24 protein-coding genes are annotated in these 25771 nt (G+C 29.6%); all 24 read left to right on the top strand.

From position 1 onward, the window contains the following. Window positions 1–81 precede the first annotated feature (81 nt). The 24 genes from spoVG (at window position 82) to meaB (ending at window position 25763) form a co-directional block, all read left to right on the top strand. A complete protein-coding gene (gene spoVG, locus JL105_RS09950) occupies window positions 82–345 on the top strand; it encodes a septation regulator SpoVG (RefSeq protein ID WP_132028276.1) in 264 nt (87 codons plus the stop codon). 132 nt (window positions 346–477) lie between these two features. Further along, entirely contained in the window at window positions 478–1866 is a 1389-nt protein-coding gene (gene glmU / locus JL105_RS09945) for a bifunctional UDP-N-acetylglucosamine diphosphorylase/glucosamine-1-phosphate N-acetyltransferase GlmU (protein ID WP_132028279.1), read from the top strand. Window positions 1867–1885: 19 nt separating this feature from the next. Next, window positions 1886–2833, top strand: coding sequence for a ribose-phosphate diphosphokinase (locus JL105_RS09940; protein WP_132028282.1), 948 nt, complete (start codon window positions 1886–1888; stop codon window positions 2831–2833). Window positions 2834–2850: 17 nt separating this feature from the next. After that, the gene (gene pth / locus JL105_RS09935; RefSeq protein ID WP_132028285.1) at window positions 2851–3432 is read left to right on the top strand and encodes an aminoacyl-tRNA hydrolase; all 582 of its coding nucleotides are present in this window, start codon (window positions 2851–2853) and stop codon (window positions 3430–3432) included. A 37-nt stretch (window positions 3433–3469) separates the two neighbouring features. Next, the gene (gene mfd, locus JL105_RS09930; protein ID WP_202690507.1) at window positions 3470–6988 is read left to right on the top strand and encodes a transcription-repair coupling factor; all 3519 of its coding nucleotides are present in this window, start codon (window positions 3470–3472) and stop codon (window positions 6986–6988) included. Between the two features lie 35 nt (window positions 6989–7023). Next, window positions 7024–7953, top strand: a complete 930-nt coding sequence (locus JL105_RS09925) for a SurA N-terminal domain-containing protein (RefSeq protein ID WP_132028288.1) — start codon at window positions 7024–7026, stop codon at window positions 7951–7953. Between the two features lie 136 nt (window positions 7954–8089). Continuing rightward, window positions 8090–8641, top strand: a complete 552-nt coding sequence (gene spoVT / locus JL105_RS09920) for a stage V sporulation protein T (protein WP_132028291.1) — start codon at window positions 8090–8092, stop codon at window positions 8639–8641. Between the two features lie 120 nt (window positions 8642–8761). Next, on the top strand, window positions 8762–10369 hold the full coding sequence (locus JL105_RS09915; RefSeq protein WP_132028294.1) for a putative polysaccharide biosynthesis protein: 1608 nt from the start codon (window positions 8762–8764) through the stop codon (window positions 10367–10369). A gap of 24 nt (window positions 10370–10393) precedes the next feature. Beyond that, a complete protein-coding gene (gene yabN, locus JL105_RS09910; protein ID WP_237722274.1) occupies window positions 10394–11890 on the top strand; it encodes a bifunctional methyltransferase/pyrophosphohydrolase YabN in 1497 nt (498 codons plus the stop codon). Window positions 11891–11970: 80 nt separating this feature from the next. After that, complete coding sequence (locus tag JL105_RS09905; protein WP_132028300.1) at window positions 11971–12249, top strand: HU family DNA-binding protein; 279 nt, start codon at window positions 11971–11973, stop codon at window positions 12247–12249. A 51-nt stretch (window positions 12250–12300) separates the two neighbouring features. Next, the gene (locus JL105_RS09900) at window positions 12301–12543 is read left to right on the top strand and encodes an RNA-binding S4 domain-containing protein (RefSeq protein ID WP_132028303.1); all 243 of its coding nucleotides are present in this window, start codon (window positions 12301–12303) and stop codon (window positions 12541–12543) included. Between the two features lie 67 nt (window positions 12544–12610). Then, entirely contained in the window at window positions 12611–12892 is a 282-nt protein-coding gene (gene yabP, locus JL105_RS09895; protein ID WP_132028306.1) for a sporulation protein YabP, read from the top strand. 15 nt (window positions 12893–12907) lie between these two features. After that, on the top strand, window positions 12908–13384 hold the full coding sequence (gene yabQ, locus JL105_RS09890) for a spore cortex biosynthesis protein YabQ (protein WP_132028309.1): 477 nt from the start codon (window positions 12908–12910) through the stop codon (window positions 13382–13384). Window positions 13385–13431: 47 nt separating this feature from the next. Continuing rightward, a complete protein-coding gene (locus tag JL105_RS09885; protein WP_132028312.1) occupies window positions 13432–13767 on the top strand; it encodes an FtsB family cell division protein in 336 nt (111 codons plus the stop codon). A 73-nt stretch (window positions 13768–13840) separates the two neighbouring features. Then, on the top strand, window positions 13841–14248 hold the full coding sequence (locus tag JL105_RS09880) for a S1 RNA-binding domain-containing protein (protein ID WP_132028315.1): 408 nt from the start codon (window positions 13841–13843) through the stop codon (window positions 14246–14248). A 379-nt stretch (window positions 14249–14627) separates the two neighbouring features. Next, complete coding sequence (spoIIE, locus tag JL105_RS09875; RefSeq protein ID WP_158280030.1) at window positions 14628–16973, top strand: stage II sporulation protein E; 2346 nt, start codon at window positions 14628–14630, stop codon at window positions 16971–16973. 75 nt (window positions 16974–17048) lie between these two features. Further along, a complete protein-coding gene (locus JL105_RS09870; protein WP_158280031.1) occupies window positions 17049–17741 on the top strand; it encodes a vWA domain-containing protein in 693 nt (230 codons plus the stop codon). 89 nt (window positions 17742–17830) lie between these two features. After that, window positions 17831–18607: a protein kinase domain-containing protein gene (locus tag JL105_RS09865; RefSeq protein ID WP_237722273.1), complete on the top strand. Its 777-nt coding sequence runs from the start codon at window positions 17831–17833 to the stop codon at window positions 18605–18607. A gap of 37 nt (window positions 18608–18644) precedes the next feature. Further along, on the top strand, window positions 18645–20039 hold the full coding sequence (tilS, locus tag JL105_RS09860) for a tRNA lysidine(34) synthetase TilS (RefSeq protein ID WP_132028327.1): 1395 nt from the start codon (window positions 18645–18647) through the stop codon (window positions 20037–20039). A 5-nt stretch (window positions 20040–20044) separates the two neighbouring features. Beyond that, window positions 20045–20596 (top strand): hypoxanthine phosphoribosyltransferase, encoded by a 552-nt coding sequence (hpt, locus tag JL105_RS09855; protein WP_132028330.1) that lies wholly within the window; start codon window positions 20045–20047, stop codon window positions 20594–20596. Window positions 20597–20688: 92 nt separating this feature from the next. Next, complete coding sequence (ftsH, locus tag JL105_RS09850; protein ID WP_132028333.1) at window positions 20689–22506, top strand: ATP-dependent zinc metalloprotease FtsH; 1818 nt, start codon at window positions 20689–20691, stop codon at window positions 22504–22506. A 178-nt stretch (window positions 22507–22684) separates the two neighbouring features. Beyond that, window positions 22685–24364 (top strand): acyl-CoA mutase large subunit family protein, encoded by a 1680-nt coding sequence (locus tag JL105_RS09845; RefSeq protein WP_132028336.1) that lies wholly within the window; start codon window positions 22685–22687, stop codon window positions 24362–24364. A gap of 51 nt (window positions 24365–24415) precedes the next feature. Next, window positions 24416–24811 carry a coenzyme B12-dependent isobutyryl CoA mutase small subunit gene (locus JL105_RS09840; RefSeq protein WP_132028339.1) on the top strand — a complete coding sequence of 132 codons (396 nt, stop codon included), beginning with the start codon at window positions 24416–24418 and terminating at the stop codon, window positions 24809–24811. Window positions 24812–24827: 16 nt separating this feature from the next. Next, window positions 24828–25763, top strand: a complete 936-nt coding sequence (gene meaB, locus JL105_RS09835; protein WP_132028342.1) for a methylmalonyl Co-A mutase-associated GTPase MeaB — start codon at window positions 24828–24830, stop codon at window positions 25761–25763. The last annotated feature ends 8 nt before the right edge of the window (window positions 25764–25771 follow it).

Below are 25771 nucleotides of genomic sequence, written 5' to 3'. Positions count from 1 at the left end.
TTTTTAAAAATATAAAGAATATAGTGAATATTCAACAATATTATTTAAGTTTGACTTCTGAGGAAGGTGGTGAATTATTCTGTGAAGGTAACTGACGTAAGGGTAAGAAAGGTTACGGAAGAAGGTAAAATGAAAGCAATTGTATCTGTAACCTTTGACAATGAGTTTGTTGTCCATGATATAAAAATAATCGAAGGACAAAATGGTTTATTTATAGCAATGCCTAGTAGAAAAATAGCAGATGGAGAATTTAGGGATATAGCCCATCCAATTAATGCTGAAACTAGAAAAAAGATTCAAGATGCAGTTTTAGATGAATATGAAAAAATATTAGCATCTGAGTAATTAAGGACCTAAAGGTCCTTTTTTACATGAATATAAAATTTAAAATAAAATTATTTTAGCTTTAACATTGGACATATGTGTGAAATAGGTTAAAATATTATTGGATAGATAAATTTAAAATGAGGTGTTATTATGAATATAGCTATAATATTAGCAGCAGGAGAAGGTACAAGGATGAAATCCAGTAAACCTAAAGTATTACATAAAATATGCGGTAAGCCTATGCTACAATATGTGATAGAGGCAAGTAAAGGAGCTCATATAGATTTAAATTATGTAGTAGTAGGTCATGGAGGAGATAAGGTTATAGAGGAGTTTAAAGACTCAGATGTAGTTTTTAGAATTCAACCCACAGGAGAAGAATATCCTTATGGTACAGGTTATGCAGTAATGCAAGCAATTGATTGTGTACAAGATGATAATAATGTAGTAATATTATATGGTGATACTCCACTAATAACAGCTAATACTATTAAAAAACTTATTGAATATCATAAAAAGTATAAATATGATGGTACAGTTTTAACAGCTTACTTAAAAGATCCTACAGGATATGGTAGAGTTATTAGGGATAAAAAAGGGCATATATTAAAAATAGTAGAACACAATGATGCAAATGAGGAAGAATTAAAAGTTAATGAGATTAACTCTGGTATATATTGTTTTAATGGAAAATTACTTAAATATGCCTTAGGAAAGATAGATAATGATAATGCACAAAGAGAATATTATATAACTGATGTAATTAAAATACTAAAGGAAGAAGGTTATAGTGTAGGTGCATATACCATAGATGAAGAAACAGAAATATATGGTATTAATTCTAGAAAGCAGTTAGCTTATTGTGAAAAGATTATGAGACAGAGGATAAATGAAAAGTATATGTTGAAAGGGGTTACTCTTATAAATCCAGAAAACACATATATAGAAGATGGGGTTATTATAGGAAAGGATAGCATAATATATCCAGGGACTATACTTACGGGAAGTACTATCATAGGCGAGGATTGTATCATAGGGGAAAACTGTAGGATTGAGAACAGTAAGATAGGAAATAAGGTAAAAATATATTCATCTACCATAACAGAAAGTAGTGTAGGTGATGAATGTAGCATAGGACCTTATGCTCATCTTAGACCCAATAGCCATTTAGGTAAAAATATAAGAATAGGTAATTTTGTAGAAGTAAAGAACTCTACTATGGGAGATAATTCTAAGGCGGGACATTTAGCTTATATAGGAGATGCAGACGTAGGGAAAAATGTAAATATTGGCTGTGGTGTAGTATTTGTAAATTATAATGGACAAACTAAATTTAGAACAATTGTTAAAGACAATGCTTTTATCGGAAGTAATGCTAATTTAGTAGCTCCTGTGATTGTAAAAGAATGGGGTTATGTAGCAGCAGGTTCAACTATTACTGAAGATGTGCCTGAAGGGAATTTGTCAATTGCTAGAGCTAGGCAAATAAATAAAGAAGGTTGGGTAGAAAAAAAAGGATATTTAAAAAAAGACAAATAAACTATAGGAGGAATGCAGAATGAATTTATGCAGAGGAGATATTAAAGTATTTTCAGGAAATGCCAATAAAAAGTTGGCAGAAGATATATGTAAAGAACTTGGAGTACCTTGTGGTCGCTGTGAAGTTGGAAAATTTAGCGACGGAGAAATATTTGTAAATATTGATGAAACTGTTAGAGGTTCAGATTTGTTTTTAATTCAACCTACTTGCACCCCAGTAAATAATAACTTAATGGAGTTATTAATATTGATAGACGCTTTTAAAAGAGCATCTGCTGGTAGAATAAATGCAGTAATTCCTTACTATGGCTATGCAAGGCAAGATAGAAAGACTAAAGCTAGAGAACCTATAACAGCTAAGTTGGTTGCAGATTTGTTAACTGTAGCAGGTATCGATAGAGTTGTAAGTATGGATTTACATGCTGGACAAATTCAAGGATATTTTAATTTACCTGTAGATCATTTGTCAGGAGTCCCTATTCTTGCCGAATATTTTAAAAAAATTGTTGATAGGGAAACAGTTATAGTTTCTCCAGATTTAGGTGGAGTAACTAGAGCAAGAAATTTCGCTAACCTTCTAGATTTACCTATAGCTATAATTGAGAAGAGAAGACCTAAAGCAAATGTTTCAGAAGTTATGAATATAATTGGAGATATTGAAGGTAAAAATGCAATAATAGTGGATGATATAATAGATACTGCAGGAACGATTACTAAAGCTGCTCAAGTTTTAAAGAACTTTGGAGCTAAGAAGGTATATGCTTGTGCAACTCACCCAGTTTTATCAGGACCAGCAATAGAAAGAATAGAAGAATCAGTAATAGAAAAATTTGTTGTTACAGATACTATTCCACTAGAAGAAGAAAAGAAGATTGACAAGATAGAAGTGGTAAGTGTTGCACCTATGTTTGCTGAAGTTATAAAAAGAATTCATGATAATGAATCTGTAAGCATACTATTTGATTAAGTATATGAGGTGATAAATTGTTTGCAGTAGTAGGTTTAGGAAATCCAGGTAGAAACTATTCTGGTACCAGACATAATGTAGGCTTTAAAACTGTAGAGTTGTTGGCTGATAGAAATAATATAAATTTAAATAAAATAAAATTTAAATCCATATATGGAGAAGGTATAATTGGAGGAGAAAAGGTTATACTCTTAAAACCTCAAACCTATATGAATAACAGTGGTATAGCAGTATTAGATTTATATAATTTCTACAAAATACCATTAGAGAATATAATAGTAATAGTAGATGATGTAGATATTGAATTTGGTACTATACGTATTAGAAAAAAGGGTAGTGATGGAGGACATAATGGATTAAAATCTATAATATATCAATTAGGGAGTCAAGATTTTCCGAGAATAAAGATTGGCATAGGGAAAAAAAGAGAGGAACAAGATCTAGCAGACTTTGTATTAAGTAAATTTTCAAAAGAAGAAAAACCATATATAGAAGAAGCTGTGCTAAATGCAGCATTAGCAGTGGAAACCATTATAACTTGTGGCATAGATAATGCAATGAATAAATTTAACATAAAAAAAAAGGAAGCCCAGGAATAGTTCCTGGGCTACTGTATATGTTTAAGGAGCTGATTAAATGCAAAATATATTTATAGATCCACTAAAAAATTTAGCTTCTTATAAAAAGCTTTTGGAGGATATAAAACTAAATAAAACTCCTATATCTACCCATGGGATAATTGATGAAAACTTAGGGCATATAGTTTATGCTTTAAATCAAGATATGAAGAAACAAGTATTAGTCATCACTCATGATGATAATAAAGCTAGGAGGATTTATGAGGATATTAAAAATTTTGATGAAAATATAGTAGAGTTTTATCCTACTAGAGAGATACTTTTTTATAAAGTAGATGCAATAAGTACAGAGGTAAATAATCAAAGATTGCGAGTTCTTTCTAGATTGTTATCCAAAGAACCAGTTATAGTAATTGCCTCAATAGAAAGTTTACTCACTAAATTAATAGCACCAGATATATTTAAGAAATATATGATAAATATTAAACAAGGAGATATAGTAGATTTAGAGGGATTAACAGAGAAACTTATATCCTGTGGATATGAAAGGGAGACAATGGTAGAAGGAGTAGGGCAATTTAGCATTAGAGGTGGAATATTAGATTTTTATTCACCAAATTATGATACTCCTTTTAGAATAGAGCTGTTTGATGATGAAGTAGATTCTATTAGATCCTTTGACTTATTAAGTCAAAGATCATTAGAAGTAGTGGATTCAATATTGATATCTCCTGTAAAAGAGGTATTTATCATAGATGAGTATAGAAATAATATAATATCTAATATAAAAAAGGATATAAACAGAGGAATTAAAAAGCTGAAAACAGATTCAGAAGTAAGAACTACCATAGAAGATAAATTTGAAAGTTATTTAGAAGAGATAAAAGAAAAACTTCATATATCTAATATGGATATGATAACTCCTTATATACCTGAAAATTATTTATCCAGTATATTAAAATATATGGATTTTGATGGTTTAATATTTATGGATGAACCTGAGAGATTAAGAGAAAGGTATGACAGTATAAAGGAGCAATTTTTACTTCAATATTCGCAAGCTTTTGAAGTAGGTGAAGCATTATCGAAACATGAAAATATGCTATATGAATATATGCATATAGTTGAAGACATCAATGAAAAGGTGTGTATAACTAATACTGCATTAATTAAACAAGATACATTATTTAAGCCTAAATCTATATTAAAATTTACTTCCAAATCCATGCAATATTTCCACAGTAATATGAAAATTTTAAAAGATGAATTAGAACATTATAAATATAGAGGATATAAGGTAATAATACTTGCTGGCACAAAGAAAAAAGCAAAAATACTATATGACAATCTTATGAATATGGGATTAGAATGCAGCTATATAGAGGATACTGATAGGGAGATTAAAAGTGGGCAAGTATTCATAACAACTGGAAAAATAACTAGGGGATTTGAATATTCAGATATTAAATTTGCCATTATATCTGAAGGTGAAATATATGGAACTTATAAGGGAAGAACCAAAAAGACAAAAAAGAGATCCAAAGAAGAGACTATAAGTTTTTCTGATTTAAATATTGGGGATTATGTTGTGCATGAAAATCATGGTATTGGAAAATACGAAGGAATTGAACAATTAGATATTCAAGGAGTAAAGAAAGACTATTTGACTATAGCCTATAAAGGAAATGATAAATTATATGTGCCTGTTGAGCAGATGAATTTAATTCAAAAATATATTGGTGCTGATTCTGTAAAGCCTAAAATCAATAGACTTAGCAGTCCTGAATGGGCTAAAACTAAACAAAGAGCGAAAAAAGCTGTAGAAGATATGGCTAAGGATTTACTTGAACTATATGCTAAAAGGGAAAGTCAGCAAGGATATGCTTTTTCAAAGGATACTCCATGGCAAAGAGAATTTGAAGATTTGTTTCCCTATGAGGAAACAGAGGGGCAACTTAGAAGTATAGAAGAAATAAAAAGAGACATGGAAAGTAATAGACCAATGGATAGGCTACTATGTGGAGATGTGGGATATGGGAAAACAGAAGTAGCTCTAAGGGCAGCTTTTAAAGCAGTAATGGATGGGAAACAGGTGGCATTTCTAGTACCTACTACCATATTAGCTCAACAGCATTACAATACTATGATTGAAAGGTTTGATCCATTCCCCATAAAAATAGCTATGTTAAGTAGATTTAGAACAGCTTTAAATCAGAAAGATATCGTAGATGGACTTAGAAAAGGGACCATAGATATAGTAGTAGGAACTCATAGATTATTATCTAAAGATGTGGCGTTTAAAGATTTAGGTTTACTTATAATAGATGAAGAACAAAGATTTGGAGTTAAGCATAAGGAAAAATTAAAAAAACTTAAAGAAAATGTAGATGTATTAACTCTCACAGCTACACCTATTCCCAGAACTCTTCATATGTCCCTTATAGGTATTAGAGATATGAGTATTATAGAAGAACCTCCAGAAGAAAGATATCCTGTTCAAACTTATGTGGTGGAGTTTAATGAACAGATGATACGAGAAGCTATATTAAAGGAAATAGAAAGGGGAGGGCAGGTATATTTTGTTTATAATAGGGTTGATACTATAGATAAGATGGCTATTAAATTAAAGGATTTAGTTCCAGAAGCTAATATTGCAGTAGGACATGGGCAGATGAGTGAAAGACAATTAGAAAAGATAATGATGGATTTTATATCTATGAAATATAATGTATTAGTAAGCACCACTATTATTGAAACAGGACTTGATATACCTAATGTAAATACTATAATAATATATAATGCAGATAAAATGGGGCTATCTCAGCTATATCAATTAAGAGGTAGGGTAGGTAGAACAAATAGAGTAGCATATGCTTATTTAACATATGAAAAGGATAAAGTATTGACAGAAATAGCAGAAAAGAGGCTTAGAGCTATAAAGGATTTTACGGAATTTGGTTCAGGCTTTAAAATAGCAATGAGAGATTTAGAAATAAGAGGTGCAGGAAATCTTTTAGGAGTAGAGCAACATGGGCATATTGAAGCTATTGGTTATGATCTATATGTAAAATTTTTAAATGAAACCATAAAGAAGTTAAAAGGAGAAAAGATAGAAGAGGTAGTTAATACTAGCATTGATCTTAATATAGATGGATATATTCCTACAAGCTATATAGAAGATGAAGAACAAAAGATAGATATTTACAAGAAAATTGCTGTTATTGAAAATTTGGAGGATTATAGGGAATTAATAGATGAATTGATAGATAGATTTGGAGATTTACCAATAGAAGTGAAAAATTTATTGGATATTTCCTATATAAAAAATATAGCAGGTACTTGCCACATTAATAATATATATCAATCAGAAGACACATTAATATTGGAATTTAGTTCCATAGAATATATATCTCCTGATTTAATCCATTATCTTTCTAAAGAATATGGAAGGAGGATTAGTTTTGATTTATCTAATAACCCTTCTTTTAAATATAGATTCAGAAAGAATATGTTAACGGAATTAAAGGAATTAGTTGAAAAAATTAGTGGTTTTCATAATATGACAAATAATATATAATGTATATAGGTATATATTTAGAAAGGATGTTATAATTGTTTAAGTTTAGAAAAAATATTTTAATGATCTTTGTAATTGTAAGTATAATATCTTTAGCTCTTTCAGGATGTACTAAAAAAGAAAAAGGTATTGTAGCTAAAGTTAATGGTGATGTAATTACTCAAGAAGAATTTGATATAGAATTTGAGATCTATAAAACTATGTACAAGAAGCAATTTGGTGAAGATGCATTAGCACAGGAAGCTGAAGGCAACAAAACTATGGAAGAATTATTAAAAGAAAATATATTAGAAAAACTTATAATAGAAAAATTAATATTAAAAGAAATAAAAGATATGAATATAACAGTTACGGAAGAAGAAGTAGAAAAACATTTAGAAGATTTTATTAATTCTTTAGGAGGAAAAGAAAAATATGAAGAATTCTTAAAGAAGAATGGGTTTAGTCAAAAATTTGTAGAAGACAATATACGAAAGGAATTATTATATGAAAAGCATAGAGAAAATTTTATGAATCAAATAGAATTATCTGAAAAGGAATTAAAGGATTATTATGAAAAGAATAAAGATTCTCTAATCAAAGTTAGAGTTAGCCATATATTAGTTCCTACTGAGGAAGAAGGGAAGAAGGTATTAGAAAGGCTAAGTAAAGGTGAAGATTTTCATAGCTTAGCGGCTACTGAATCCATAGATTCAAATTCAGCAGTAAAAGGTGGAGACTTAGGTTATTTTACTAAAGGAAGTATGGCGAAGGAATTTGAAGAAGTAGCTTTTTCATTGGAAGTTGGAGAAATTAGCGATTTAGTTAAGACAGAGCTTGGTTATCATATTATATTGCTAGAAGATAAAATAGACACTTATGAAGATTTAAAAGAAGATATAATTCCTTTATTAAAAAATCAAAAATATATTGAAAAAATATCAAAACTTAGAGATAAGGCAAAAGTAAAAATATATATAGATTAATAAAAAACCTTTGTAGCTTGCTACAAAGGTTTTTTAAATTAATGTAAATACTTTAACTTAAATCTACCATTTATGTATAAATAATTCTTATTAGTAAAATAATAATTACACAACAAAATTTGTTAGGAGGGAAAAAATGAAGGCAACTGGAATAGTTAGACGTATTGATGATCTAGGTAGAGTAGTTATACCTAAAGAAATAAGAAGAACTTTACGGATTAGAGAAGGAGATCCATTAGAAATCTTTACAGATAGAGAAGGAGAAGTAATACTAAAAAAATATTCTCCCATAGGAGAATTAACTGAATTTGCTAATGAGTATTGTGAGTCTTTATATGAAGTTACAAATTATATTTCCATTATAACCGATAGAGATACTATAATTGCTATTGCTGGAGGTCCTAAAAAAGAATATCTTCAAAAAAGAATAAGTCCTGAGATAGAAAAAATAATGGAATCTAGAAATACTTATTTTACAAAAGAAAATATGAAACCTATGAAGATATTTTATGAGGATACAAATGAATATGAATATACAGCACAAGTTATAGCACCAATAGTAATGCAAGGGGATCCTATAGGCACTGTAATATTGGTAACCAAAGAAGAAGGTGCAACTATAGGAGATGTTGAAATAAAGTTAGCGGAAACAGGTGCAGCTTTTTTAGCAAAACAAATGGAAAGTTAAATTAAGCCTACCAAATTTGGTAGGCTATATTAATTTTTATTGGTATAATATAGTGTTGTAAACTATATATTTTTGATATAATAGGTTTAGTTTTCAATCTACAGGTAGGAGGAATATATCATGAGCAAAGATAACTTTTTAAAGGGAGCAGCTATTTTAAGCATAGCCGGTGCTATTGTGAAAGTACTTGGGGCTTTTTATAGAATACCCCTTAACAATATATTAGGAAGTGAAGGAATAGGATATTATCAAACAGCATATCCATTGTATGTATTGTTGTTAACAATTTCAACAGCAGGTTTTCCAGTAGCTATAGCTAAATTGGTTTCAGAAAAACGTGCTTTGGGAGATCACAAAGGAGCACATAAAGTATTCAAAATAGCTTTTTTAGGAATGTTGATGGCAGGACTACTTACATCTTTATTTGTATTTATAAATGCAAAATTAATAGTTAAAAGTTGGGGAAATGAAGATGCATACTATGCTTTAGTAGCCTTAGTCCCTGCGTTGTTTTTTGTACCTATAATGTCTGCTTTTAGAGGTTATTTTCAAGGGAGGCAGACTATGACTCCTACAGCACTATCTCAAATAATGGAACAGCTTTTTAGAGTTATAGGAGGTCTAATATTAACTTACTATTTATTGGGCATGGGTTTGCCTATAGCAGCAGGAGGTGCATCTTTTGGTGGTTCAATAGGGGCTATTGCTGGAGCTATTACCATGATAATTATATATTTTTCTAAACGAGGAGAAATAGGAGAAGAATTAAGAAGTAGTCCTGAAAATGAAGAAAGGGTAAGTAAGATAATAAGAGAGCTACTTACTATAGCAATCCCTATAACTATTGGAGCAGCTATTGTACCTATTATGAATTCTATAGATACTCTATTGGTATTTAAACGGTTAAAAGCCATTGGATTTACAAAGGAAACTGCTAATTCTCTGTACGGACAACTTACAGGACATGCACAGACATTGATAAATTTACCTTTGATATTTTCTACAGCTTTATCTATATCATTAGTACCTGCTATTTCTATGGCTAATACAAAAAAAGATTATAAAGAGATAAGAAATATTACTTCTTCAGGTATGAGGATTACTCTTCTCATTGGATTACCTGCGGCTTTTGGCTTATTTGTATTAGCAGAACCAATTATAGGGCTGTTATATTTTAAACTTAGTCCAGAGGAAATAATAAGTACTGGAAAGATACTTTCTATATTGTCTTTTGGAGTTGTATTTTTAACATTTGTTCAATCTTTAACGGCTATTTTACAAGGATTGGGAAGACCAATAGTTCCTGTAGTAAATTTAGGTATAGGTGCAGCTTTCAAGGTTGTTTTAACCTATATATTGACAGGGATTCCCAATATTAACGTAAAAGGAGCGGCTATATCTACTGTAACAGCATATTTTATAGCGTCATTACTTGACTTAATAGCTGTTTACAAGTATACTAGATTAAAATTAGATATAATGGATATATTTATAAAGCCACTTTTTGCATCATCTTTAATGGCTTTATCAGCAAAGTTAATTTATGCAAGTTTTAGAAGTATAATAGGCAATAGTTTATCTACTATAATTGCTATAGTGCTTGCTGCTGGAATCTATTTTATATTGCTAATAGTAATAGGTTCTTTAACCTACGAAGATTTTAAATTGCTTCCTAGTGGAGAAAAAATAGCTAGTAAATTGGTTAAATTTAAATTATTAAAAAAATAGAAAAGATACAAAGGAGTAATGAATATGGGAAAAATATATATACTAGGTTTAGGACCTGGGAGCATAGAAGATTTAACTATTGGAGCAATAAAAAGGATTAAAAGTGGAGATAGAAATTATTTAAGAACAGAAGAACATCCTACAGTTAATTTTTTAAAGGAAAACAATATACCTTATGAGTCCTATGACTATGTATATGCACAGGAAGAGGATTTTTCAAAGGTATATGAATATATTGTGGAGGATTTGATTAAAAAGGCAAACAAGTACAAAACTATAAACTATTTAGTTCCTGGTAATCCTATGGTAGCAGAAAAGACAGTTGAATTATTGTTAAGAAGAGAAGATGAAAACTTAGAAATAGAGATTATAACTGGTGTGAGTTTTATAGAACCTATTTTAAAACTTGTAGAGCGAGATCCTATAGAAGGTCTTAAAATCATAGATGGAACAGATTTTAAATTTAAAGATATTGATATTAATGTTGATTGTATAGTAATTCAAGTGTATAATACTAGAGTTGCTTCTAATATTAAATTAGTATTATCTCAAGTTTATGGAGATGAGTATAGGATATATCTAATAAATAGTGCAGGAGTAGAGGATGAGGAGGAAATTTATAATATATATATATATGAACTAGATAGAATGAACAATATTGGACCTTTAACAAGTATATATATCCCCAAAGTGGATAAAATAACTAAAAAAATATATGACATAGCCGATATTGTAGATACGATGGAATTATTAAGAAGCGATAAGGGTTGCCCTTGGGACAGGGAACAAACTCATAAATCCATTAGAGAATGTGTTATTGAAGAAGCATATGAAGTGGTAGATGCAATTGATAGAGAAGATATAGATGGTTTAATAGAGGAATTAGGAGATTTACTTCTTCAAGTAGTATTTCATTGCCAAATAGCTATGGAGGAAGGGGAATTTAACTTATTTGATGTAACTACAGAGTTGAATAAGAAATTAATTTATCGACATCCTCATGTTTTTGGGGAAAAAACAGTAGAAAAATTTGATGAAGTAGTATATAATTGGAATAAATTGAAGTTTAAAGATAGAAATATTAAAACTTATACTGACACTCTAATGGATGTTCCAAAGATTCCTTCCTTAATGAGAAGTTATAAAGTACAAAAAAGGGCTAGAGATATTGGTTTTGATTGGGAAGATGTGGAGGGTGCTTTAGACAAAGTTAAGGAAGAATACTATGAAGTTATTGAATCCATCAAAAATACAAATATTAAAGGTGGTGATGTGGATAAAGTAGAAGAGGAATTGGGAGATTTATTGTTTGCAGTAGTTAATGTATGTAGATTTTTAGAGGTTAATCCTGAAGTGGCACTAAATAAGTGCATAAACAAATTTATTGACAGATTCTCGATAATGGAAACTAAAAGTAAACAAATTGGTAAAAACCTGAAAGACATGACTTTAGAAGAAATGGATAAATTATGGAATGAAGCAAAGCTACATAAAACTTATAAAAAGCAGGATTTGAAATAGGATAAGAAGAATTTTATAGATAAATATGAAATTAGGTAAAATGAGAAATTACTATATTATGAAAAGAGGAGGAATTTATAATGAATAAAGCTGAATTAGTTACTAATATAGCAGAAAAAAGTGGTTTGACAAAGAAAGATGCAGAAAGTGCGTTAAATGCATTTATGGAGGCTGTACAGGAAGCATTGTCTAAGGAAGAAAAAGTACAATTAGTAGGATTTGGAACATTTGAAGTAAGGCATAGAAAAGCTAGAGAAGGAAGAAATCCAAGAAATCCAGAAGAAGTTATACAAATACCAGCATCAAAAGCACCTGTATTTAGAGCAGGTAAATCATTGAAAGAAGCTGTAAACAAATAAAAAATCAGGTCATTGACCTGATTTTTTAAATATTATTTTGGAGGGAATGGTTTGAGAATAGATAAATTTTTAAAAAATTCCAGAATTATAAAAAGGAGACCAATAGCTAAGGAAGCTTGTGAACAAGGTAGAGTGTTTATCAATGGTAAACAAGCAAAACCTGGGGATGAAGTTGAAGTTGGCGATATTGTAGAAGTTGATTTTGGGACTAAGACTATGAAAGTAGAAATACTAGAGATTAAGGATAATGTAAAAAAAGATGAAGCTTTAGAATTATATAAAATTATAGAATGAAGGGGCTTTTGTAATAAAAGCCTTTTTTTATTCATAAATATTAATAAATAGGGAGGAGGGATTTAAATTGGCAGAAAATAGAGTGGATTTTAAAACTCAAAATATATTAGTAGAGAATAGAAATAAAGTAACCATTACAGGGGTAGAACAGGTTGAAAGTTTCAACGAAAGTACAATTATACTCATGACTGTAAAGGGAGGAATGACAATTAAAGGAGAAGGTCTTAATGTGGGAAAGTTAAATTTAGAGGATGGAAACATAAAAATAGATGGGATAATAAATGGTATATTTTATAATAGCAAGGATTCATCTCAAAAGGGCAATTTAATCGGTAAAATATTTAAATAATTTGGAGAGTTTAGCATGGATATTACTATAAAAATGCAATTATATATTTTTTTAACTTCCATATATGGAGGGCTTGTTGCTGGATTTTTTTATGATTTATACAGAATAAGTAGATACTATTTTAAACCTAAACATTTAATTACTCAAATAGAGGATCTGCTGTTTTGGATAGGTATTTCTTTGTTGTTTTTTTATATTTTAAATAGAAGCAATTGGGGAGAAATAAGGGGCTATGTGTTTTTAGGATTTTTCTTAGGGGGAACTTTGTATTCAAAATTATTAAGTAATGTATTTTATCCTTTGCTAAAAGGATTGTTTAACGGGATAAGGCAATTTTTTAAAAAAACTACTCAATGGATATTATTCCCTTTTAAACATGTTAGTAAGAAATTATCTCTAAAATTAAATAGATTGAAAAAATTAAAGAATATTCCAAAGGAAACTTTGAATCAAATAAAAAAACAAAAAAATATTATTTCAAATAAAAAATGAAGGAATTTTAAATTTGATGTAGAATAGAAATAGTAGGTGGTGGTTTTATGAAATATAAAAAAAACAAAAAGAAAAAAAGAGGTTTTAAGTTAAAGCATGTAATAATATTATTCTTAATATTTATTATAGGAAAAACCTTCATAACTCAAAGAATAATGATGAAGAATTTAATAGAGAGAAAAGAAAAAGAAGAGATGGAAATAGCTAAACTAGAAAAAGAGATTAAAGAGCTAAATGAAGAAATTCAAGATAGGGATAGTTTAGAATTTATAGAAAAAATAGCTAGAGAAGATTTGAATATGTTAAGACCTAGAGAGATAATGTACATAGATAAAAATAAAAATAAAAATCATTTTGTTAACTTTAGAACAAAGGTGGAGTAGAATTTATTGACAATATGTGAATTCTCATATATACTATATAAAGAATATATTTATAAGGAGGAATTGTTTATTTATGCCCGTAACTGTTGGAAAAGTAGTTGAGGGCACTGTCACAGGTATTACAAACTTTGGTGCATTTGTTCAATTGCCAAATGGAGATAGCGGATTAGTCCATATCTCAGAAATATCTGATGACTATGTAGAAAAAGTAACCGACTACTTGAAAAAAGATCAAAAAGTTAAAGTGAAAATTTTATCAGTATCTAAGGATGGCAAAATCAGCCTTTCCATTAGACAAGCTAAACCTAAAACTTCAAATCCTATTGAAATTGATTGGGATAAAGTAGATGAAAAACAAAAGCATATGTCCTTTGAAGATAAGCTTTCTCAATTTTTAAAGGATAGCAATGAAAAACAAGATCAATTAAAGATACGAGAAGGCAGACGAGGACAAGGAGCTAGAAGGACAGGTGGTTTTTAAGAAACTTTTTATGCCTACTTAGGAGATCTTAATAATAATTTAATTTTAAATGGACTCATAAAACCGGAGAAATCCGGTTTTTAATTTTGCCTTTACTTTAACTTAATTTATACCTAATATTAAACTTATTTAATAACATATTGCCCACTTAGAAGACTTGAAACAAAATAATACATCATATACATATATATTTTTATAACCTTATAGTATGCATATTATCAATGGAGTAAGGTTATTGAAAAATTACTTTAGATTAACAAATTAGCACATAAATAAAAGATTTATGTCAAAAACTTTTCCATTTCCTACAAGAAGTATTGACAAAATATTTTCATTCAATTTGTTAATATATTTATAAAAGGGAATAGGGGGAATGGAAATGTTAAAAACGGAATTTGTTCTATCTAAACAAAAGAAAATTAACAATTTATTTGATTTTGACAGTCAACAAGTATTGTGTATGATTTTAGCATTTTTTATAGGAAGAGCTAATATATTAGATAAGCTAACGCCTTTCGGAATATCTTTCATATCAGCTTATATAATCATTGGGAAATTAAATATATTTGTGCTTATATCTACAATATTGGGAATATTTACTTTTCATGGATTAAAGGGCATGGATTATTTTATAGTTATTATTGTAATTTCTCTCTTATTTAACAATTCTAATCGATTAAAAAATTTATCCATCATAGGTTCTTCAATAGTATCTAGTATATTATTTACAATGGTGAAGTTTGCATTTGTAATAGTATTTAAGCCCATGTTTATTTATGATATATTTACCATTTTATTTGAAGGAGTAGTTGTATTTGCACTTACCTATATATTTTGTCATACTCTTTCAATGGAATCATCAGAAATAAGATATTCTAGTGAAAATCTTATATGTGGGATAATTACCTTGTCTTTAACGCTTACAGGAATGCAAAATATGTCAATAGCTGGATTATCAGTAAAAAGAATACTAAGTGTATTAATAATATTATATTTAGGTTTTTCAGAAGGAGCTTTTATAGGAGGAGCTGCAGGTATTAGCTTAGGCTTAATATCCCATATTTCTCAACCAGAGATGCCTTTTATATTATCTATTTACGGTTTAGCAGGAATGCTTACAGGTTTATTTAAGGATTTAGGGAAGATAGGTTCTTCATTAGGATTTTTATTGGGAAATTGTATTATAAGTTTTTATATAAATGGATATGGTACTAGTTTTATTAAACCCTGGGAATTAGGTATATCAGTAATATTGTTTTTGTTGTTATATAATGTGTTGAATAATTATTTTTCAGGGTATATGGAAGTAGCTTTAGGTCGAATGAAGGAAAGAAGCTATTCTCAAAGGAAAGACGAAATAACCATAAATAGATTAAAGGAAATATCTAAAGTATTTGGAGAATTATCAGCTACTTTTAAAGGTGCAGCAAAATATGAGAAGAAATTTGATGCGGAAAAAATATATAAGTTAATAGATGATATTGCCAACTCTTTATGTGCTAATTGTGGTATGAGAAAATTTTGTTGGGAAGAAGATTTTCATACTACTTATAATTTAATATATAACACTATAAGTTTAATGGAAGGAAATAAATGTATAACAGAAGATAATTTACCACCATCCATAAGGGATTATTGTATAAACAAGGATGAGGTAATAGAAATTATGAAAACTCATTTTAATATATTTGAAGCAAATGCTCTATGGGAGAAAAAACTTTTAGAAAACAGAGAATTAGTATCTGAACAATTAAAAGAAGTAAGCAATATAATTGAAAAGACTATTAATGATATATATACAAAACCTATATTTAAAGAAGATATGGAAGAAGAAATATACGCAAGTTTAAAAAATAAAAAGGTAGATGTAAAAAATGTGATAGTAATAGAATTAGATAAAAACAAGTTAGAAATATATGTAGATGTGGATAAATCATATAAGGGGAAAAATAGTCAAGAGAATATAGAAAGAATAGTTACAGATACAGTAGATATTCCATTAAAAGTAGAATTTATATTAGATCTACCTAAAAATGAAGGGAAGAGGTTTAAACTTATAAGGAGAAATCGATATAGTGCTCTTACTGAAGTAGTTACTATAGCTAATGATTATAATAATATATCTGGTGATAATTATACATTTGGAGAAGGGGATAATAATTATTTTGTGGCTTTAAGTGATGGGATGGGTATAGGTAAAAGGGCAAATAATGAAAGCAATATAGCTATTGAGTTATTGGAGAGCTTTTTAGAAGCAAAATTTGATAAAAAGCTGACACTTAAAACCATTAATTCAATTCTTATGCTTAAATCTAATGATGAAATATTTACAACTTTTGATATATCCTTATTAGATTTATACTCGGGTAAACTGCAGGCAATTAAAATGGGTGCACCAGCTACTTTTATAAAAAGAAACAATGAGGTTAAGATTATTAATTCCCAATCTTTGCCTGTAGGAATATTAAAGGATATAGATTTTAATATATATGAAGAATATCTAGAAGATGGGGATATTATAATAATGATGTCTGATGGAGTATTGGAAGCTAATAGGAATATAGAAAATGTAGAACAATGGATGAAGGATATTATAAAAAATATCAATAGCATAAATCCTAAAGTTATTGCAGATACCATATTAGAAATAGCAAAAAAGGTGAGTAAAAATCAAATTAGAGATGATATGACTATATTGGTTACAAAGGTGTGGAAAAATAGATAGTTAAATATGAAATATGATGTATATAATTAATATATTTGTCAATAATCCTAAAAAACCACATTAGGAGTGATGTATATGTTAAGGCAGATAATTTTAATTTCTGATGGTCAATCAAATAAAGGACCTAATCCAGGAGAAGTATCTGAACTAGCATTAAAAGAAGACATTAGAGTAAATACTATAGGGATTATTGACAATAATAAAAATCAAATGGCCATTATGGAGTTAGAAGATATAGCAGAAAGAGGTGGAGGTGTGTGTGAATTAACTCATTTAAACCATCTTTCAGAAACATTAAGTAGAGTTACTATAAATTCTATATATACCACTATAGAAGAAATGGTAAGCCATGAGCTTAAAGAGATAATAGATATGGATATAAAAGATATTCACCCAGTGGAAAGAGAAAAATTTGTGAAACTAATAGATATGATAGGGAATGAAGCAGATTTAAAATGTTTAATATTGCTGGATGCAAGTGGAAGTATGAAAAACAAAATTGATATTGCTAAAAAAAGTGTATTGGAATTACTTTTGTTTTTAGAAGAGAGAAAAGGTAAAAATGAAGTAGGAGTTTTAATATTTCCAGGTAAGGAAGAATATTATGACTTATTGTGTGATTTTACTGAGGACATAGATGAATTGAAAAATAGTTTAGACAATATAAATATAGGAGGCATTACTCCTACAGGATATGCTATTGAAGGAGCAATAGATATATTTGTAAATGCAAGATATGATGATATACCCTATAATCATATAGTTTAGGTGATTTTATGTACATAAAGGGTAAATGGAAAGGTAAAGAGTATAAAGTTATTAAACTGATTGGTAAGGGGAATTTTGGGAAGGTATATATGGTAAAGGATATAATGGGGCAAGTAAGGGCTATGAAGATATCTAAAGATACATTATCCATAACCAATGAGTATAATTCAATGATAGCTTTAAAAGAGTTGAATTTTATACCTAATGTATATGATTTTGATGACTGGGAATATAACGGGGATGTATTCCATTATATAGTAATGGAGTATATCCCTGGAATTAATTTAAAAGAATTAATAAATAACAAAAAATTAAAATTAAATATTATATTTAAAATAGGGTTAATCATTACAAATATGTTTAAAAAAATAGATGAAATTGGGTATAAATATACTGATGTAAAATTGGAGAATATAATATTAGATATTAGTGGTAAAATATATTTTATCGATTTTGGAGGTTTAGTAGAAAAAAACAAACCTACAAAGGAGTATACTCCATCTTATAATATAAATTCTTGGGGTGTAAATTTCAAATATAATAGAGAAATGGAAATACTATTTAGTATAACTATGATTATGATAGCATTAATAGGTAATGTAGAATATAATCCACTAAAATATAATATGGAACAAGTAAAGACTCAAGTTTTGTCATTTCCATTAGGAAAGTCACAGAAGGTATTTTTATACAACGCTTTAGATGGCAAGTATAGGAATTTTAAGCAGTATGAAAGAGCATTACATAATATAATTGATTATAAAAAAACATATAATAAGCTTAGTAAAATTGACTATGTATTAATAGCTAGTATAGTCAGTTTTGTTTTTGTTATTATTGTAGGGATAAGGTGTTTTTTGGTATAATCTATTTAAGGGATATTTAAATAGAAAAGGTGAGGTTATGAAAGACAAAGTTTTGGAAGTGGTTAAAAAATACAATTTGATAGAAGAAGGAGACAATATAGTATTAGGTTTATCGGGAGGGCCTGATTCCATGGCCCTTTTATATGTTTTACTGGATATAAAAAAAATTATAGATTTTAATATATATATAGCCCATTTAAACCATGGAGTAAGAGGCAAAGAAGCTTTAGAGGATCAGCTATTTGTAGAACAACTTGCTAAAAATTTAGGACTAATATGTTATTCTAAAACTGTAAATATGGATGAATATGCAAAAAAGGTTGGACTTTCATCTGAAGAAGCAGGAAGAAAGTTAAGATATAATTTTTTTCGTGAAATTTTAGATGAAATTGGAGGAGGCAAAATTGCAGTAGCCCATAATAAAAATGATCAAGCAGAAACGTTGCTTATGAGGTTTTTTAGAGGAACAGGTATAGATGGGTTAAAAGGTATGGAATATATAAGTGGTGATATAATAAGACCTATTCTTGGTATAGAAAGGAAAGAAATAGAAAGATATTTAAAAGAGAGAAACATAAAAACTAGAATAGATAAGACTAATTTAGAACCAATTTATAATAGAAATAAAATAAGATTAGAGTTAATCCCTTATATAGAGGAAAATTTTAATCCTAATATAATAGATACACTATGGAGAACTTCTAGGATTTGTTCCATTGATAGTGATTTTTTAGAACAATATGCTCAAAAAATCTATAATAGTATGGTGAAAAAAAAGTTAAAAGATAGTATAATTCTAGATGGAGAGAAATTTGTTGCAGAACATGAGAGTATTCAGCGTAGAATAATAAGAAATTGTATTTTAGACATAAAAGGTGATTTACAAGGGATTACAGAGAAGCATATACTTGATATATTAACGCTATTTTTAGAAAGGGGGACAGGAAAAAGTATTAATTTAGTTGATAATATTATAGCTAAGACAAGCTATGATGAATTTATTATTGAAAAGAAAGATATAATAGAACATAAAAAAGATTTTATATATAAACTAAATATGGAAGGAACTACGTATATAGATGAAATAGGGTACAGCTTTAATGTAAAAGTGCTTCCTGTTACTGATATAAGTAAAATAGATAAGAATAAAAGATTTATTAAATATTTTGATTATGATAAGATAAAAGGGGATTTGTATGTAAGAAATAGAAAAGCTGGTGATCGTTTTGTGCCTTATGGGATGAAAGGAACTAAAAAGATTAAAGACTATTTTATAGATGAAAAAATTCCAAAGGACAAAAGAGATAACATCCCCATATTGACTGATGATGAAAATATTCTATGGATAGTTGGATATAGAAGCAGTGAATTATATAAGATAACCCCACATACTAAAAAGGTATTGGTGGTAAGTTTAAATAAGGAGGCTTAAATATAATGAATGAAGTTATTGTAGAAGATATTATAAAGGATATATTGTTGACTGAAGAAGAAATAGAAGCAAAAGTGAAAGAATTAGGGAAGCAAATAACTGAAGACTATAAGGGTAAAAATTTGATGCTAGTAGGTATATTAAAAGGGGCAGTAATATTTATGGCAGATTTAGCTAAGAGTATAAAAATACCTGTATTGATAGATTTTATGGCAGTATCAAGCTATGGTAACTCTTCCACATCAACTGGAATTGTACGAATAATAAAGGATTTAGATTGTAGCATAGAAGATAAGGATATTTTGATTGTAGAGGATATAATTGATACTGGTCTTACATTATCTTATTTGACAGATAATTTAAAAAAAAGAGGAGCAAAGTCTGTAAAAATTTGCACCCTTTTAGATAAGCCTGATAGAAGAAAGGCAGAAGTGCCTGTAGATTATAGGGGATTTATTATCCCAGATGAATTTGTAGTAGGATATGGTCTTGATTATGCTGAACAGTATAGAAATTTACCTTATATTGCAGCGTTAAAGGAAGAAGTATATAGTTAATAATAAAAAGGAGAGATTATATTGTACTTTAATGTAAAATATGCTATAATTCTTAAATATGATTTGATTTTAGACAGAAGGGAGGACTTGGATTGAGAAGATTCTTTAGAGGTACAAGTCTTTACTTGCTCATACTCATTATAATAATATTTGCAGTATCAATGTTTAGCAAAGATGTAGATCAGGTTAAAGAAATGGATGTGACAGAATTTTTAGACCGTTTGGAAAATGGAGAAATAGAAAGTATTGTAACTGTAGGCGATAAATTAAAAGGCAAATTATCGGATGGTACTCAATATACCCTTATGATACCTGAACACATGAAAAATAATTTTTATGAAAATTATCTGAAAGATAAAGTGGAATCTGGAGAAATAAAGAGTTATAGTGCAGAACCTGAACCCTCTGAACCTTGGTTCATTACTGCATTACCAACAATTTTTGTAATGATTATGCTTCTTGTGTTTTGGATGGTATTTATGCAGCAATCCCAAGGGGGAGGCGGTAGAGTAATGTCCTTTGGCAAAAGTAAGGCTATAATGCATAAAGATGAGGGGCAAACAGTTACTTTTGATGATGTAGCAGGTTTAAAAGAAGAAAAGGAAGAATTAGAAGAAGTAGTAGATTTTTTAAAGAATCCAAAAAAATATCTAGAAATAGGTGCTAGAATTCCTAAAGGTGTACTGCTAGTAGGACCTCCAGGAACAGGAAAAACTTATTTAAGTAAAGCTGTAGCAGGAGAAGCTGAAGTCCCATTTTTTAGTATATCTGGTTCTGATTTTGTTGAGATGTTTGTAGGAGTTGGAGCTAGTCGTGTTAGAGACTTATTTGAACAAGCCAAGAAGAATGCACCTTGTATAGTATTTATAGATGAAATAGATGCAGTGGGAAGACGAAGAGGAGCAGGACTTGGAGGAGGACATGATGAGAGAGAACAAACATTAAATCAGCTTTTAGTTGAAATGGATGGATTTGGTACTAGTGAAGGTATAATAGTTATGGCAGCTACTAACAGACCTGATATATTAGATCCAGCTCTTTTAAGACCAGGAAGATTTGATAGGCAAATTTATGTAGGATTACCAGATGTAAAAGCTAGAGAAGAAATATTGAAAGTTCATACTAGAAACAAACCTTTAGATGATGATGTGGATTTAAGTGTAATAGCAAAGAGAACTCCTGGATTTACGCCAGCAGATTTAGAAAATTTAACTAATGAAGCAGCTTTATTAGCAGCAAGGAACAATTTAGATAGAATTACAATGGATATTATAGATGAAGCAACTATAAAGGTAATTGCAGGTCCAGAGAAAAAATCTAAAGTTATCAGTGAAGAAGAAAAGAAACTTACAGCTTATCACGAAGCAGGGCATGCTGTTACTGCAAGGCTTTTGCCAAATGCAGATCCAGTCCATATGGTAACTATAATTCCTAGAGGAATGGCTGGTGGATTTACAGCTTATCTACCAGAAGAAGACAGGTACTATATGACTAAAAGCCAAATGGAAGATGAATTGGTTCAATTATTAGGAGGAAGAGCTGCAGAGGCTTTAGTACTAGGAGATATAAGTACAGGAGCCCAAAATGACATAGAGAGAGCTACTAAATTAGCAAGAAGAATGGTCACTCACTATGGTATGAGTGAAAGACTAGGACCTATGACTTATGGTACAGATGAAGAAGAAGTATTTGTAGGCAGAGATTTTGGAAGAACTAGAAATTACAGTGAAAAAGTAGCTGCAGCTATAGATGAAGAAATGAGATCATTAATAGATAAAGCTTATAGTAAAGCAGAAAAGTTATTAAAAGATAATATAAATGTTCTTCATAGGGTAGCAGAAGCCCTTTTAGAAAAAGAAACTTTAGATGGAAAAGAATTTGAAAAGATATTTTTAGAAGCAAGTGCATAATAAAAAAGGTAGCTAGGTGTTTAATAGCTGCCTTTTTTATTATTATTTTTGCAATATTTATTGCATTTTTTAAAAATATTGAAATTAATGTTGCAAAACCTAATGAATTATTACTATAATATATAATGAATAGGGATATAAGTTGACAAACATTTTCCAATATAAGGAGGATAGAAATATGTTTGATGAGAAAAAAATAGAGGAAATTAAAAAGGCTAAAAAGGAGTGGACGGAAAACAAGGTAGAAAAAGCTATTAGTAGGTTTCCTGAGAGAAAAGAAAATTTTACAACAGGCTCTAATTTAGAGGTAGATAGACTATATACACCAGCAGAGATAGAAGATTTTGATTATGAAGAGAAGCTAGGTTTCCCAGGAGAATATCCATTTACCAGAGGAGTTCAACCTACTATGTATAGAGGTAGGCTTTGGACTATGAGGCAATATGCAGGATTTGCCACTGCAGAAGAATCCAATAAGAGATACAAATATTTATTAGAACAAGGGCAAACTGGTCTTAGTGTTGCATTTGATTTACCCACCCAAATAGGATACGATTCAGACCATAGTTTATCTGAAGGAGAAGTAGGTAAAGTAGGAGTTGCTATAGACTCATTAAAAGATATGGAAATATTGTTTGATGGTATTCCATTGGATAAAGTTAGTACCTCCATGACTATCAATGCACCAGCAAGTGTTTTATTAGCAATGTATATTGCAGTAGCAGAAAATCAAGGAGTACCTAAGGAAAAATTAAGGGGAACTATACAAAATGATATATTAAAAGAATATATAGCAAGGGGAACTTACATATTTCCACCAGAACCATCTATGAGGCTAATTACCAATATATTTGAGTATTGTTCTAAAGAAGTACCAAAGTGGAACACTATAAGTATTAGTGGATATCATATACGAGAAGCAGGAGCTACAGCTGTTCAGGAAGTAGCATTTACATTAGCAGATGGAATTGCATATGTAGAGGCAGCCATAGATGCAGGACTGGATGTAGATGATTTTGCACCTAGACTATCCTTTTTCTTTAACGCACATAATGATTTACTAGAGGAGATAGCAAAATACAGGGCAGCTAGAAGATTATGGGCTAAGATAATGAAAGAAAGATTTAAAGCCAAAAGTGAAAAATCTATGAGATTAAAATTTCATACACAAACAGCTGGCTCAACTTTAACAGCACAACAACCAGATAATAATATAGTAAGAGTAACTATACAAGCTTTAGCAGCAGTTCTTGGAGGAACTCAATCTTTGCACACTAATTCAAAGGATGAAGCATTAGCATTACCTACTGAAGAGGCAGTAAGGATTGCACTAAGAACACAGCAAATAATAGCCTATGAATCTGGAGTAGCTGAAACTATAGATCCACTAGCAGGTTCATACTATATAGAAAATTTAACTGATAGAATTGAAAAAGAAGCAATGAAATACATTGAAAAAATAGATAAATTAGGTGGTGCTCCTAAAGCCATAGAAAAAGGTTATATTCAAAAGGAAATACAAGATTCAGCTTATCGCTATCAAATGGAAATAGAATCTCAAGAAAGAATAGTAGTAGGGGTTAATAAATTCCAAATAGAAGAAGAACATCATGAAGACATATTAAGAGTAGATCCAGCAGTGGAAAAATTACAAAGACAAAAATTAGAAGCATTGAAAAGGGAAAGGGATAACGAAAAGGTTAAAGAAACTTTAAAAACATTAGAGGCTGCTGCAAAAACTGATGAAAATTTAATGCCTTATATATTAGATTCTGTAAAAGCATATGCAACTTTAGGTGAAATATGTGGAGTATTAAGAGAAGTATTTGGTGAATATGAACAATCTGTAATACTTTAGTAGGACAATAGGGGCAGTTCTTATTGTCTCATAAAAAGGAGGTATAAGAATATGGAAAGACCAATAAGAGTTTTAGTAGCAAAACCTGGATTAGATGGGCATGATAGAGGAGCAAAAGTTATTGCAAGAGCATTAAGGGATGCAGGTATGGAAGTAATATATACAGGTTTAAGACAAACTCCAGAACAAATAGTACAAACTGCAATACAAGAAGATGTGGATGTATTAGGAATGAGTATACTATCTGGAGCGCATAATCATCTATTTCCTAAAGTAGTGGAATTGCTAAAAAAGGAAGGAGTAGATGATATACTGGTAATTGGTGGAGGTGTTATTCCTGAAGAAGATATACCTTTTTTAAAAGAAGCAGGAGTAGAAGCAATATTTACTCCAGGAACTCCTACTAGTGAAGTGGTAGAATACATCAAAAATAATTTGAAAAGATAGTATAGGCGGTGATTAATTGAACATAGAAAAAGAACTTCTACAAGGAGATAAAAGAGCTTGTGCTCGCCTCATCACTATGCTAGAAAATGACCAAAAAGAAGCTATAGATATAATAAAAAATCTATATAAGCATACTGGTAATGCTTATATAATAGGAATTACTGGTCCACCAGGCAGTGGGAAATCCACCTTAACAGATAAACTGGCTAAGAAATTTAGAAATATAGATAAAAAAATTGGAATTATAGCAATAGATCCTACAAGTCCTTTTACTGGAGGTGCAATATTAGGAGATAGAATTCGCATGAATGATTTAGCTGTAGATAAGGATGTATTCATTAGAAGTATGGGAACAAGAGGATCATTAGGTGGAATGTCCAAAGCCACATGGGGAGCTTGCAAAGTACTGGATCTATGGGGAGCAGATTATATATTTATAGAAACTGTAGGAGTAGGGCAATCAGAAGTAGATATAGTAAAAATTGCAGATACAGTACTGATGGTAATGGTACCTAATTTAGGTGATGATATACAAGCCATAAAAGCAGGTATAATGGAAATAGCAGATGTATTTGCTATAAACAAAGCGGATTTAGATGGGGCAGATAAAACTAAATTAGAAATAGAGATGAATTTAGACTTAAATCAAAAGGCAGACTACAGACCTCCAGTAATAAAGGTATCTGCAAGTAAAAATGAGAATATAGATGAGCTATTAGATAATATTTTGACCCACAAAAGATATTTAGAAGAAACAGGGAAGTTAGCAGAAAGAAGGAAAAACAACATTAAATTTGAAATATTAAAACTTGTAGAAGAAGAATTGATGAACTTAATAATGCAGAAAGCATTAAGAGAAAATATTTTAGATAAATTATCAATGGAAGTATTGGATAAAAGTTTAGATCCTTATTCTGCTAAGGATAAGATGTTAGAATTGATTAAACAATAATTGGGGGG

The sequence above is a fragment of the Keratinibaculum paraultunense genome (genome assembly GCF_016767175.1).
GTDB classification, from domain to species: domain Bacteria; phylum Bacillota; class Clostridia; order Tissierellales; family Tepidimicrobiaceae; genus Keratinibaculum; species Keratinibaculum paraultunense.
This window is presented reverse-complemented; position numbering and strand designations above follow the sequence as displayed.

Bases quoted from the DNA above. Each gene is read 5' to 3' on its own strand.
- glmU (WP_132028279.1), top strand. From the start codon at position 478: ATGAATATAGCTATAATATTAGCAGCAGGAGAAGGTACAAGGATGAAA.
- JL105_RS09940 (WP_132028282.1), top strand. From the start codon at position 1,886: ATGAATTTATGCAGAGGAGATATTAAAGTATTTTCAGGAAATGCCAAT.
- mfd (WP_202690507.1), top strand. From the start codon at position 3,470: ATGCAAAATATATTTATAGATCCACTAAAAAATTTAGCTTCTTATAAA.
- spoVT (WP_132028291.1), top strand. From the start codon at position 8,090: ATGAAGGCAACTGGAATAGTTAGACGTATTGATGATCTAGGTAGAGTA.
- JL105_RS09915 (WP_132028294.1), top strand. From the start codon at position 8,762: ATGAGCAAAGATAACTTTTTAAAGGGAGCAGCTATTTTAAGCATAGCC.
- yabN (WP_237722274.1), top strand. From the start codon at position 10,394: ATGGGAAAAATATATATACTAGGTTTAGGACCTGGGAGCATAGAAGAT.
- JL105_RS09905 (WP_132028300.1), top strand. From the start codon at position 11,971: ATGAATAAAGCTGAATTAGTTACTAATATAGCAGAAAAAAGTGGTTTG.
- yabQ (WP_132028309.1), top strand. From the start codon at position 12,908: ATGGATATTACTATAAAAATGCAATTATATATTTTTTTAACTTCCATA.
- JL105_RS09885 (WP_132028312.1), top strand. From the start codon at position 13,432: ATGAAATATAAAAAAAACAAAAAGAAAAAAAGAGGTTTTAAGTTAAAG.
- JL105_RS09880 (WP_132028315.1), top strand. From the start codon at position 13,841: ATGCCCGTAACTGTTGGAAAAGTAGTTGAGGGCACTGTCACAGGTATT.
- spoIIE (WP_158280030.1), top strand. From the start codon at position 14,628: ATGTTAAAAACGGAATTTGTTCTATCTAAACAAAAGAAAATTAACAAT.
- JL105_RS09870 (WP_158280031.1), top strand. From the start codon at position 17,049: ATGTTAAGGCAGATAATTTTAATTTCTGATGGTCAATCAAATAAAGGA.
- JL105_RS09865 (WP_237722273.1), top strand. From the start codon at position 17,831: ATGGTAAAGGATATAATGGGGCAAGTAAGGGCTATGAAGATATCTAAA.
- tilS (WP_132028327.1), top strand. From the start codon at position 18,645: ATGAAAGACAAAGTTTTGGAAGTGGTTAAAAAATACAATTTGATAGAA.
- hpt (WP_132028330.1), top strand. From the start codon at position 20,045: ATGAATGAAGTTATTGTAGAAGATATTATAAAGGATATATTGTTGACT.
- JL105_RS09845 (WP_132028336.1), top strand. From the start codon at position 22,685: ATGTTTGATGAGAAAAAAATAGAGGAAATTAAAAAGGCTAAAAAGGAG.
- JL105_RS09840 (WP_132028339.1), top strand. From the start codon at position 24,416: ATGGAAAGACCAATAAGAGTTTTAGTAGCAAAACCTGGATTAGATGGG.